The organism is Aeoliella sp. (genome assembly GCF_965227375.1).
Lineage (GTDB): Bacteria > Planctomycetota > Planctomycetia > Pirellulales > Lacipirellulaceae > Aeoliella.
This window is the reverse complement of the sequence record NZ_CBDDFX010000001.1, coordinates 1,280,856-1,293,383: the sequence shown is the minus strand read 5'-3', so window position 1 is coordinate 1,293,383 and position 12,528 is coordinate 1,280,856. Positions and strand designations below refer to the sequence as shown.

Annotated in this window: 10 protein-coding genes; 8 read left to right on the top strand and 2 right to left on the bottom strand. The window is 60.7% G+C overall.

The features are described from left to right. Positions 1-244 precede the first annotated feature (244 nt). On the top strand, positions 245-1,285 hold the full coding sequence (locus tag ACQK2L_RS05360) for a DUF1963 domain-containing protein (protein WP_425395901.1): 1,041 nt from the start codon (positions 245-247) through the stop codon (positions 1,283-1,285). A gap of 45 nt (positions 1,286-1,330) precedes the next feature. Here the strand turns inward: ACQK2L_RS05360 and ACQK2L_RS05355 are convergent, their stop codons facing one another. Further along, complete coding sequence (locus tag ACQK2L_RS05355; RefSeq protein WP_425395900.1) at positions 1,331-1,930, bottom strand: nucleotidyltransferase family protein; 600 nt, start codon at positions 1,928-1,930, stop codon at positions 1,331-1,333. 416 nt (positions 1,931-2,346) lie between these two features. Between ACQK2L_RS05355 and ACQK2L_RS05350 the strand changes: the two genes are divergently transcribed. Then, entirely contained in the window at positions 2,347-2,916 is a 570-nt protein-coding gene (locus ACQK2L_RS05350) for a hypothetical protein (protein WP_425395899.1), read from the top strand. Positions 2,917-2,924: 8 nt separating this feature from the next. Here ACQK2L_RS05350 and hemW read toward each other — a convergent pair whose 3' ends face one another. Continuing rightward, positions 2,925-4,046: a radical SAM family heme chaperone HemW gene (gene hemW, locus ACQK2L_RS05345; RefSeq protein WP_425395898.1), complete on the bottom strand. Its 1,122-nt coding sequence runs from the start codon at positions 4,044-4,046 to the stop codon at positions 2,925-2,927. Positions 4,047-4,196: 150 nt separating this feature from the next. On the opposite strand from hemW, the gene ACQK2L_RS05340 reads away from it, so the two are divergent. The 6 genes from ACQK2L_RS05340 to ACQK2L_RS05315 all read left to right on the top strand — a co-directional run bounded on the left by ACQK2L_RS05340 (position 4,197) and on the right by ACQK2L_RS05315 (position 12,526). Next, on the top strand, positions 4,197-6,017 hold the full coding sequence (locus tag ACQK2L_RS05340) for a polymorphic toxin-type HINT domain-containing protein (RefSeq protein WP_425395897.1): 1,821 nt from the start codon (positions 4,197-4,199) through the stop codon (positions 6,015-6,017). A 44-nt stretch (positions 6,018-6,061) separates the two neighbouring features. After that, a complete protein-coding gene (locus tag ACQK2L_RS05335; RefSeq protein ID WP_425395896.1) occupies positions 6,062-7,915 on the top strand; it encodes a polymorphic toxin-type HINT domain-containing protein in 1,854 nt (617 codons plus the stop codon). A gap of 41 nt (positions 7,916-7,956) precedes the next feature. Continuing rightward, positions 7,957-9,744: a polymorphic toxin-type HINT domain-containing protein gene (locus ACQK2L_RS05330; protein ID WP_425395895.1), complete on the top strand. Its 1,788-nt coding sequence runs from the start codon at positions 7,957-7,959 to the stop codon at positions 9,742-9,744. 240 nt (positions 9,745-9,984) lie between these two features. Beyond that, positions 9,985-11,268, top strand: a complete 1,284-nt coding sequence (locus tag ACQK2L_RS05325; RefSeq protein ID WP_425395894.1) for an acetyl-CoA hydrolase/transferase family protein — start codon at positions 9,985-9,987, stop codon at positions 11,266-11,268. A gap of 201 nt (positions 11,269-11,469) precedes the next feature. Beyond that, positions 11,470-11,994: a hypothetical protein gene (locus ACQK2L_RS05320; protein ID WP_425395893.1), complete on the top strand. Its 525-nt coding sequence runs from the start codon at positions 11,470-11,472 to the stop codon at positions 11,992-11,994. A gap of 25 nt (positions 11,995-12,019) precedes the next feature. Beyond that, complete coding sequence (locus ACQK2L_RS05315; RefSeq protein ID WP_425395892.1) at positions 12,020-12,526, top strand: hypothetical protein; 507 nt, start codon at positions 12,020-12,022, stop codon at positions 12,524-12,526. Positions 12,527-12,528 lie beyond the last annotated feature (2 nt).

Here is a 12,528-nt window from a genome sequence, read left to right as displayed (position 1 = left end):
CTTGGCCGCAAGGCCTCCGGCAAACTTCGCATAGTCACGGCGTGAGCAGCAAGGCGCAGGTGCCTAAGCCGGTTTCGCTTTCCGGATCATGGATTCTTTTTAAGTCGGCGAGTCCATCAGGCTGAAACTGCAAGTCTTGCGAGGACATGAAGTTGCCTTGATAATGTGCGGGTCTGTTCAAAAAAGGTTTGGCAGAGTTTTTCCGTACGCTTATCGATATCGGGCACGAGTCGACGAAGGATCCATGATGACGACACAACTTTCACTTGCATCCTCGTTACCTGACGAACAAAGTCGCCTTGCCGACGTGATCGCAGACATGGCGGATCACTCGCGCAAACGAGCGTACGCCACTTGGCTCGATGAACAAGGCGATCCACGCGGGGCCTTTCTCAACGACGTGCTGGACCAATGGGATGCTGGGGCAGAGACGCTGCCCACGAATGACACGCTTAGCATGGTCTGGCAACGCACATGTGGCGTGACGCTGCTGCAGATGATGCGAAGCGAAAAGCTTGATACGCTTGCGTCACTGTTTCCCGTATGTCGCCCGGCGCTGATGATCAACCTCACGCTGGCCGACAGTGAACTTCCGGTTGGCACAAGCAAGTTCGGCGGCAAGCCGGATCTGCCCGATGGTGAATCGTGGCCGGAGTTCAATGGCAACCTGCATACGTTTATCGGCCAAATCAACCTAGCTGAAATCGCAATCACTCAACTCTCCGGGGAGCTGCCGGCGAAGGGATTGCTATCCTTCTTCATCTTCGACGATCCCATCGAAACCGGACAACCCGCCGCCGAGGGCGAACCGGGTGCGTGGAAGGTAATCTTCACCCCCGACCTATCAAGTTTGCAGCGACATACGCCGCCCAAAGCCTTCGATGAGGGCAACGCGCTCGCTCCAGAGTGTGCATTGGAGTTTGAAGAGACGCTCGACCTGCCCTACGCATCGATGTTCGATTTGGATCAGGATCACGCCGATCTGTTCCTCGGGTGCCGACGCGCCAAAGAGCTAGGACTGACGAAGGGTCACACCGATGCCTACGAAGAGCTTCAGCAAGCACTAATGCCGGAGCGCGAGCAGCGGTCGCACTTGTTGGGCTGGTCGCATCCTCAAGTCGCCGCCGATGATCCGGTGGATGAAGGATTCCGAAATCTGCTCACCGTCGCTTCGGAAGAACTATGCGAATGGTGTTGGGCCGACGGCCACCTACTCTATTTCGGGATCTCGGACGAAGACCTCAAGAACCACCGATTCGATCGCACCACGATCATTGATGGCTGATTGACGTACGAATGCCGTGCCAGCCAAATGGTCACTACATCCTCGCTAAGCATCGCCGGTCGGTGCGAGTAAGACTACTTTGGGCCAGCGGCGCACAAAGTTCTTCTCGGCAGTTCTCTGCTGGTACGTTTCTGCGGTGGCCCGAATAGGATTGTGCCGAACGATCATTCCAAACAGGTCTTCGAGTCCATGCGGGGCGACCACACCAATCGATCCGTCCTTTTTCAGAGTGACGCCTACCGAGGTTGCGTACTCGGGCCAGGAACCAACCCCTTCTTCGAGCGAAGCAAAGGGTTCGAAAGTCCTTCCGCTGGTCGTCGCGTACCAGGAGTGAACGGTTGCTTGATTAACCACTTCCCACCTCGCGCCAGGTAGCACGGCTGGAAGCTGCCCGGCCAACTCGCGGTCTACCTGTGGGTCGAGTTGCTCTGGATCGTAGTAGACAAGGTCGATATCCGATATCGGCGTGGGGCAGGAGAAGCCATGCAGTCGGTCCCACACGACGGACCGCACCGCCCCTGCGCCGATACACCAGTTATTCAGATCGAGCTTCTGCGCCTCCGCCAGCGCATCCATCAGCCAGGCAGTCTGACGTGTGATTGCGATGAGGTCGCGACTGAGTTCTTGATCGACACTGCTGTTCACACGACACCTAACTCGACGATGGGCCAGTCTCCATATTATTTGCCGGCGTCAGACAGTATGTCACCCTCCCAACGCCGGAAGATAGTCCAGCTGGCTAGACGACCTCGGCCACTCCGTGGCTGTGAACGTGCCTTGGCCGCGTCGTCCGACCAACTCCCCGCCGCATAGCACACGAAATAGCCCCGGGACTGCCGGTCTTTCCCGAACCTTGCCGGTTGTGTGGGCTGGCGGGGCGGACCTTGCGGGTCGTGACGGTTCTTCCCGCGGCCTTTTTGTAACTTGTTCTCAAGGTTGCCTCCAAGCTCTTTTGTCACCCGCAGCCGGTTGTTAAAGTCGAATTCATCGGGGTGCCGGAGTGCCCTGGAGAATTGCACACGACGAAACGACGCGCGGCGTGCCGCTCGTCCAGACAACTTATGTTTATTCCCGATTCTTCCCAACACGACGAAGTCGACAACCTGCTGCGAAATGCCAGGTTGCGCGACGAATTGGAACCTCTGTTCGACGAGTCGATCGGCAGCGTCGACTACCGGTCGATGCCGACCCATCGCGAAAACGAGTTCCTCGAGTCGATGTTGGAATGGGAACGAGCGCCGATGGTGCCGATCAGCCAGTGGTTCGACCCCGAATTGCTGCTGCCGCACCCCGATCACTTGTCGCAGGAAGATCTCAGCGAGCTATTGGCCAGCGTGGTCGAGCAATTGTATCAGCAGTACATTGTGCTCGACTTTACCAATCATCTGGACGATCGGCAGCTCTACACGCTCATCTATCGCGACATTTTGCCGAGCTACGAGAAGAAGCTCGCCAAGCGGAGAAGCTTTCTGCATTGGGACTGTGCCAACATCGAGGGCGATCCCAGCGTGTGGCTGCGTTACTACGCCAGCGACGAGGAACGCGAGGTGTGGGCCGCCGAAACTGGCGAGCCGCTGCCGCCCCGCGAGGTGCCTCCCTTTGCCCGCCAGCTTCCGCGGGGACCGATGTAATAGATGCCTCAGAGCATCTCGGGCCACATCGCGTCGCTCACCAAGAGCCCTTCCCGCGTAAGACGTATCTGCTGGCCGTCGTCTGCCAGCAAGTCGAGTTCGACGAACCGCTCGATCGCCGCGCCAGCGAGTTCATCGATCGAGTAGCTGGTCGCCTGCTGGAATTCGTCGCGCCGCAACCCTTCGAGCCGCCGCAACGCGAATACCAATCGCTCGCGGGCGCGGGACTCCTCGTCGAGTTGCTCTCGCTCGGCCACGGCCGACTCGCCGGCTAGCACTCGCTTCAAGTAGGTGGTGGTGCTGCGATGATTGGTCTCGCGCACTCCGGCCACGTACCGCGCTGCGCCGGGCCCCACGGCGTAGTACTCGTCGCCACGCCAGTACGCTTCGTTATGGCGGCTGCGATGACCTGGGCGCGCGAAGTTCGATACCTCGTAGTGCTCGAAGCCCGCCGCGGCAAGCTGGTCGATGGCCGCCAGGTACATGTCGCGCTCCAGTTCGTCCTCGGCGGCTTGCATCTCGCCGCGCTCGCGGCGGCCCCAGTAGGTCGTGCCCTTCTCGAACGTGAGTCCATAGACCGAAATGTGCTCGGGCGCGAGATCGATGGCTTGCTGCAAATCATCAAGCCACTCGTCGAGCGTTTCGCCGGGCGCGGCGAAGATCAAGTCGAGCGACACCGCCATGTTGTGCTGCCGCGCCAGAATGACCGAACGCCGAATGTCATCCGCGCGGTGGTCGCGTTCCAGCAACTCCAGCTTGGCGGCGCAGAAAGACTGGCTGCCAAGGCTCAGCCGATTGACTCCGGCCGTGGCCATCGCGCGGGCGACCGCGTCGAGCATGTCGGCCGGGTTGGCTTCGACGGTCCACTCGTACCCGGCGGCCAGCGGGTGCCAGTGGGTGCACAGTTCGGCCAACCGCGAAAGCCCCTCCGCGCCGAGCTGCGTGGGGGTGCCACCGCCGAAGTAGAGCGTGTCGACTTCGCTCGGCTTATGGAGCTGCTCGCGGAGTTCGCGTTCGACCGCATCGAGGTACGCCGGCACCAAATCCGCCCGCCCGGCGACCAGCGCGAAATTGCAGTATCCGCACCGGTGTGCGCAGAACGGAACATGAACGTAGGCGGCTCGTGGCATGGAGTGAATGGACTACGTGGAGCGATTGACGACAAGGGGGCTTTACCCAGTTTAACATTCGTCAAAAAGCCTTGCTTGGGCGAATAAACCTCCCCCATAATTACGAATGCGGAAAGGAGCCACTTTCTCCCACTTAGCCTGGAATCCGCGATGCGTACTGTCATGTTGGTCTCAGCAGTGTTGCTGCCCCTCGCCGCAACGTCGGTTGCCAACGAGGATTCGGTGACCAGCGGCTTGGCCGAACGAATGACCCGCGAAGCCCTGGCGGCGGGAGCGGCGGGCGATATGGACCTGCGCGAGCAGTTGCTCACTCAAGTGCTGCGCGTCGCACCCGACCATGCCCCGGCCCATTGGGCCTGTGGCGAGATGCAGGTCGATGGCGAGTGGAAACCGATTGTCGCCATCCAGGACGAAGCCAGCCAGAACCGGCAGATCGACGAGTACCTGCGGCTTCGCCAGCGCGCCGCCACGCCCAACGACCAGTTCCAGCTCGCAGAGTGGTGCGAGCTGAACGACCTGAACGACGAAGCCCGTTACCATTGGCTGCAAGTGCTGGCCGCCGATCGGGACAATCGGCAAGCGCTGCGTGCCTTGGATTTGCAACGAGTGGGGAACAATCTGCTTCCCTCCGATCGGGCCGACCAGTTCCTCGCGGAGCAGAGGAAGCTCAACAAAGTGAATGCCAAGTGGCGAACAAGGATGGCTGGATGGCAGCGAGCGCTGGCGGCCGGTGGCGACGAGGCCGCCCGCGCGCTCGCGGAAGTCGAAGCGGTAGTGGACGAGTCGGCGATTACGGAGTTCGAGAAGCTGGCCGCACGAAGTCGCGGCAAGCATCCAGCCGAAGCCGAGCGATCGGTGCAGTTGCTGAAAGCCTACATCTCGTCGCTCGACCGATTGCCGAGCTACGAGGCGAGCCTTGCGATTACTCGCGTGGCCGTGCTGGCCGACGATGCTTCGCTGCGCAAGATGGCAACCGAGTCGCTCAAGGATCGTCCCAGCTACGAAGTCGTGCCTGTGCTGCTCACAGGGCTTGTGCCGCTGATCGAGAGTCGGTTTGATATCACGCGTTCGGAATACGGTCGACTCAACTACAGCCATCACTTCGAGGCCGAAGGAGCCGACACCGACTACTTGGCCGAGTCGTCCACCACGCTCAATTCACCGATTGTCGTGCAGGCCGAATCGAGATTGGATGCTGTACTCCGCGCGAGGCTGCTGGCCAAACAGCGATCCGACGCAGTGGCGTGGCAGTTCTATGAAGAGGCCATGCGCCTGGAGCGGCTGGCGAGCGAAGCCAACTCCAGTCGCCAGCAGCTTAACGAGCGGATCGTTGCGGTCCTGGCTTCGGTGACCGGAGAGAGCTTCGGCGACAATCCCTTACTGTGGTGGGACTACTGGCGCGAGGAGAATGGCTACGACGAATCTCGCGAGACGATCGCCTACAGGACGAGCCAAACTTACGATGTACCCCAAGTGACCGATCTGCCGCCAGAGGTTGAATACCGCCGCAGAGTGCCGAGAATCTCCTGCTTCGCCGCTGGCACGCTGGTGTGGACCAAGACCGGCAGGCATCCGATCGAGTCGCTCACCGCTGGCGACCTGGTGCTGACCATGGACCAGCGGACCGGCGAGCGTTGCTTCCGTCCCGTGCTTGTGACCACCCTTCGCCAGCCCAGCCCTCTAGTACGAATCGCCACCGGTAGCTTTGAGTTGCTGGCCACGCCAGGACATCCCTTCTGGGTGGAGGGCACTGGTTGGCAGATGGCCAAGGAGTTGGAAGCGGGCGATCGAGTGTTGTCGGCCCAAGGCGCGCCGATCGAGATCCAGGCAATTTCCAGCTCGGGCGTCGAAGAGGAAGCGTTCAACCTGATTGTCGAAGACAACAGCAACTATTTCGTGGGACCGGATGGTCTCTTGTCGCACGACAATACGCCGCGCAAGCCCGAATTGGCCCGCGCCGGCCAGTGGTGATTTCGAATCGAGTGAGTTAGTTAAACCAAGTTAACGGGAAGATTATGTCGATTAAGCTCTCAGCAGCACTTGCCCTCGCCCTCGCCCTCGGTACTGCGTCGGTCGTTGGCGCCACAGACAACAGTGTGCACCAAGGTCTAGCCGAGCGAATGACTCGCGAAGCCTTGGCAGCCGGCGCGGTCGGCGACATGGATCTGCGCGAGCAGCTGCTCGATCAGGTGCTGCGCATCGCGCCCGATCATTCCCCCGCCCATTGGGCGCGTGGCGAGATGCAGGTCGATGGCGAGTGGAAGCCGATCGTCGCCATCCAAGACGCGGCCAGCGAGAACCGACGGATCGACGAATACTTGCAGCTCCGACAGCAAGCCGGAGCGACGCCCGACGACCAGTTCCAACTGGCCAGGTGGTGCGAGCGCAACGACCTGAACGACGAAGCCCGCTACCACTGGTTGCAGGTGTTGTCTGCCGATCGCGACAACCGCCTGGCGCTGCGTGCGCTTGATTCGCAGTGGGTGGGCGATCAATTGCTCCCTAGCGACCAGGCCGAGGAAATCGTCGCCGAGCAGCGGAAGCTTCGCAAGGTGAATGCCGACTGGCGAACAAGGATCGCTGGATGGCATCGATCACTGACGGCCGGTGGCGACGAGGCCGCCCAGGCGCTCGCGGAAATCGAAGCGGTGGTGGATGAGTCGGCGATCACGGAGTTCGAGAAACTGGCCGCGCGCCGTCGCGGCAAGTATCCGGCCGAAACCGAGCGATCGGTACAAATGTTGAAAGCCTACGTCTCGGCTCTCGGCCGTTTGCCCAGCTACGAGGCGAGCCTGGCGATCACCCGCGTGGCCGTGCTGGCCGACGACGCCTCGCTGCGCGAGGTGGCCACCGAAACGCTTCACGATCGTCCCACCTACGAAGTGGTGCCGGTGCTGATAACGGGCTTGTCGCCGCTGATCGAGAGTCGATTCGATATCACACGTTCGGAGAACGGCCGACTTAACTACAGCCATCAATTCGTGGCCGAAGGGGCCGACACCGACTACGTTGCCGAGTTGTCCAAAACGCTAAACACGCCGGTCATTGTGCAGGCCGGCTCCGACGTGGCGTCCGTGCGCCGCGCGGTGGCGCGTGCCGAACGACGATCAAATGCCGCCGCTGCGCGGTCGTATCAGGAAGCGGTGCGATTGGAGCAGATGGCCAACCAGGCCAATACCAGTCGCGAGCAGCTTAACGAGCGGATCGTTACCGTGCTACGCTCGGTGACCGGGGAGGACTTTGGCAACAATCCCTTGCCATGGTGGGACTACTGGCGCGAGGAGAATGGCTACGACGAATCGCGCGAGACGGTCGCCTATCGGACCGTGGAGACCTACGACATGCCGGAAGTGACCGAACTGCCTCCCAGCGCCCTGCCGCCATCGGGCGGTGGAGGGGGCGGTGGAGGGGGCGGGCGTTGCGAGTGCTTCGCCGCTGGTACGCTGGTGTGGACCAAGACCGGCACTCAGGCCATCGAGACACTCACGGCCGGCGACGTGGTGCTGACCATGGACGAGCGAACCGGCGAGCGGTGCTTCCGCCCGGTGCTCGACACCACGATCCGCCAGCCGAGTCCGCTCTTGCGAATCGCCACCGAGGGCTACCAACTGCTGGCCACGCCGGGCCACCCCTTCTGGGTCGAAGGCACCGGATGGCGAATGGCCAAGGAACTCGAGCAGGGCGACCGGATCCTGTCGGCCAACGGAATGCCCATCGAGATCCGCACGGTCACCAGTTCCGACGTCGAAGAGGAGGCGTTCAACCTGGTGGTCGAAGGCAACAACAATTATTTCGTCGGCCCGGAGGGACTGTTGTCGCACGACAACACTCAACGACGACCCGAACTGGCGCGTGCCGGGAAGCGGTAGCCGCGAACCGTTTACGGTTCTGTAAATAATTGGGGGGAAACGTGACTACTAAGCTTTGGATGGTAGTGGGACTTTGCGTCGGCGCGGCTTCGATGTCCGTCGCGGCGGAAAGCAGTGTGAACCGCGGGTTGGCCGAGCGAATGACACGCGAAGCCTTGGCGGCCGGGGCCTCGGGCGATATGGAACTTCGCGAGCAGTTGCTCGACCAAGTGCTCCAAGTGTCGCCGAATCACGCCCCCGCTCGCTGGGCGCGCGGCCAAATGCGGGTCGATGGCGAGTGGAAGCCGATCGCTACCGTTCAGGGCGAGGCCAGCGGAAGCCGTGAGATCGACCAGTATCTGGGACATCGGCAAATGGCCTCCCAGTCGACCGGCGACCAGTACCAGCTGGCCAAATGGTGCAAACGAAACGGCCTGAAAGACGAAGCACGCTACCACTGGCTGCAAGTGCTGGATGCCGATCGCGACAACAAAGAAGCGCTGCGAGCGTTGGACAGCCGATGGGTGGGCAACCAATTGCTTCCCAACGACGAAGCGGAACAAGTCTTGGCCGAATTGCGGAAGCTCCGAAAACGGAACGCGACCTGGCGGACTCGAATTACCGGATGGCGAAGAGCGCTCAGGGCCGGTGGCGACCAGGCCGCCCGTGCGCTCGCCGATGTTGAAGCGGTGGTGGACGAGTCGGCCATCACCGAGTTCGAGAATCTGATTTTTGGGCTGGAGAAAGAGTCGTCCACCAATCGCGAACGTAACCGGCAACTCTGCGCCAAGTTTCTCTCCGCACTCGAGCGTTTGCCCAGTCACGAAGCGTCTGCTTCGCTGGTGCGCATCGGTGTGCTCTGCAACGATCGGAATCTGCGTTGGGAGGCCATTCAAATAATCAAAGAGCGGCCAGATTACGAGGTGATCCCCGATCTGATCGCCGGACTATCGCCGATCATCGAAACCAAAGTCGAAACGACCCGTAGCTCCACCGGACGGATCAGCTACACCCATGAATTCTTCGCCGAAGGCCCCGACGCCGACTATGTGACGGAATCGTCAGTTTCAGCGTCTATTCGATCGAGGCTGCCCGCCGCTGCCGATGTCGCCCAGTTCGTGCGTGAAGCGCAGCGAGCCGAACGAGCTTCCTACTCTCAATGGCAACTCATCGCTCGCGATGCGTCGAGACTCGAGAACCGAGCCGATCGCATCAACGCCAGCCGCAAGCGTCTCAATGGCCGCATCGTCTCGGTGTTGCAGGAGGTAACCGGAGAGGACCTCGGCAACGATCCCACGCTGTGGTGGGACTATTGGCGCGAGGAAAATGGCTACGAGAAATCGGAAGAGACGATTGAATACCGAACGTATCTCACGTACATCACGCCACCACCGCCGTCCTGCGAATGCTTCGCCGCTGGCACGCTGGTGTGGACCAAGACCGGCACGCAGGCCATCGAGACGCTCACGGCCGGCGACGTGGTGCTGACCATGGACGAGCGAACCGGCGAGCGGTGCTTCCGCCCGGTGCTGGAGACCACCATCCGCCAGCCGAGTCCGCTGCTGCGAATTGCCACCGAGGGCTACCAACTGCTGGCCACGCCGGGCCATCCCTTCTGGGTGGAAGGCACCGGATGGCGGATGGCCAAGGAGCTCGAACAAGGCGACCGAGTCCTGTCGGCCAACGGAATGCCAATCGCGATCCGTGCGGTTGTCAGTACCGACATCGAAGAGGAAGCGTTCAACCTGGTGGTCGAAGGCAACAACAACTACTTCGTCGGCCCGGATGGCCTGCTGTCGCACGACAACACTCCGCGCAGGCCCGAATTAGCCCGGGCCGGGAAGCGGTAGCGCTCGGTTGATGGAGCGCGGGCGGAAACGCACGCTATTGGCTGCACTTTCCGCCCATTCTGCGCGCCGGCCTGATTTCGCACACTCGGCGCAATGGACCTCGCGGTGCAGAATAGAGGGCAAGGCGGTGGTATCGTTCTGACGATGCTTTACTACTGAGGTCGCAGCGATAGGCCACAAGCCAACTGCGATTTTTGTCCTATCTCCGCCATCGCATGCGTGAGCAAGAAGAGGTCCTCCGTGAAGACTACTACCGCCGATGAAGCTCTAGACGTCGTAAAATCCGGCCACCGCGTGTTCATCCACACCGCGGCCGCCGCGCCGCAGGCCCTGGTGCAGGCGCTCGGCCGGCGCGCCAAAGACGTCGACCAGGTCGAAACCATCCATCTGCACACCGAGGGCGCAGCGCCTTACGCGTCGCCCAATTTGCAGGGGCACATCTACTCGAATTCGTTCTTCGTGGGCGCCAACGTTCGGCCGGCGGTGAATGAAGGTTACGCCGACTACATCCCGATCTTTCTGAGCGAGGTTCCCAAACTCCTCCGCAGCGGCGGGTTGCCGCTCGACGTGGCCTTGATTCACGTCTCTCCGCCTGACAACCACGGCTTTTGTTCGCTGGGCGTTTCGGTGGATGCTTCGCGGGCCGCGGCCGATTCGGCCAAGGTCGTGATTGCCCAGGTCAACAAGCATATGCCCCGCACGCACGGGCATGGTTTGGTGCACATGTCGGACATCGACTTCGCGGTCGAGCACGACGAGCCGCTGCACGCCCACCACACGGCCGAAGCGACGCCTGTCGAACGGGCGATCGGCAAGCACGTGGCCGAGTTGGTGGAGGACGGCGCAACGCTGCAGTTGGGCATCGGCGCGATCCCCGACGCGGTGCTGGCCGCATTGAAGGATCACAAGGACCTCGGCATCCACTCCGAAATGTTCTCCGACGGAGTGGTCGATCTGGTTGAAAGCGGCGTTATCAACGGTGCGTTCAAGGCCCGGCAGACCGGTAAGGTCGTCGGCTCGTTCTGCATCGGCAGCCAGAAGGTGTACGACTTTATCGACGATAATCCTTCGGTCGAAATGTTGGAAGCCAGCTACGTGAATGACACGGCCGTGATTCGTCGCCACCCAAAGGTCACCGCGATCAACAGCGCGATCGAAGTCGACCTCACCGGCCAGGTGTGCGCCGACTCCATCGGCCCGCGGATCTACTCGGGCGTGGGCGGCCAGATGGACTTCATCCGCGGTGCGGCACTATCGCACGGCGGCAAACCGATCATCGCGCTGCCATCGGTCACCCGTCGCGGCGTCTCCCGCATCAGCGCCATGCTCAAACTGGGCGCCGGCGTTGTGACCACGCGGGCCCACGTGCACTACGTAGTGACCGAAAACGGCGTCGCCTACCTGTACGGCAAGAACCTCCGCCAACGGGCCAAAGCCCTGATCGACATCGCCCACCCCGACCACCGCGAGGACCTGGAACGCGCAGCCCACGAGCGCTTCTCGTCGCTCGATTGGCGGGAATAGGCGAGCAACCAACCTGTGTCCTCGTTCCCACGCTCCGCGTGGGAACATGCTGGGTGACCGCTCCGCGGTCGTTGAGTAACTGCCATAAAAATTAAGCCCCGAGCAGGCTCGGGGCTTTTCATGTTTCCTCCACCGCGCGAGTTGGGATAAATTTGAAGTATGGCCACGCAAGTACAGGACCTTAAAAAGGATGTGTCCAAAATGCGATCCTATTTCCGAATCTTTGCTATCGCTACATGCCTACTTGGTGTCCTCTTCACGTCGGGCCTACGGGCAGACGAAGTCGCATCACCCAAGCCGAAGTCTGCCAAGGAATCAGGCATACGGTTGCTGAACACCAAGTTCTTCAGCAAGTCAGCCGATGAGCCGATCGTGGTACTCCAGAAGTCCGTAAAGGATACCGTTGCGCCTGAGAGTGTCTTCCTCGACATCGACGACGAAGGCACGTACTACGCCGCGACGGTTCGCTATCCGCTTAAGCTAGGCCTGGAGCGTGTTCGAACGTTGCTGAACAAGGAATATGGCAAGTGGGAGATGAAGGATTTCGCCAAGGATCCTACCATGGGAATTTGGCGGAACGAAAAAGAGAAGTTCAGCATTCAACTCAGCGAAGACGCGGATAACGTGGTGGTGATCTACATCAGCTTTGAGCGGGTGCCAGCCGATCGTATTGAGAAAGCAGTGGATCGATTCGTTGAAGAGTTGAGTAAGGAATCCGAAGAGTGAACTGTCGGCAATCAGAAGGCCCGTGATGTTCGGCAAACTCCACTTTCGACTCCGCTCGTTGCTGATTCTCACTCTACTTGTGTGCCTGGCGCTGTGGAGTGTGCCACGCGTTTATCGTTGGTATCACTCGGTTCCGCTCGCACAGGTGCTCGCCGAGTGCAACCAGCCGATACCTTTTGACCAGGAGGGGATCATCACTTATCCCTCACCGAACGTTACGGAGGAAGAGGTGCTTGGTGTGTTACATGAGTATGTGACCGACCCAAAAGTCCCCGCGGAGTCGCGAGCAGTACTCAAGTCGGTATTGCATTCCAGGCGTTTGCCCGGAGGGTCGACGTTGGACCCCTATTTCTGTGTGGTGAATTCAAGCATGCGCGTCGACGTACGTCTGCACGTTGCCATGTCGCGTGATGAATTCATCTTCATCCCAATTAGAGAGTTTGCTCCAACTCCAGAGCGGCTTCGATCTGCGTTCCCGCTTCATCACTACGACACCACGCTCTTGAACGACACGCACCTGTTCTCGCAGTAAGC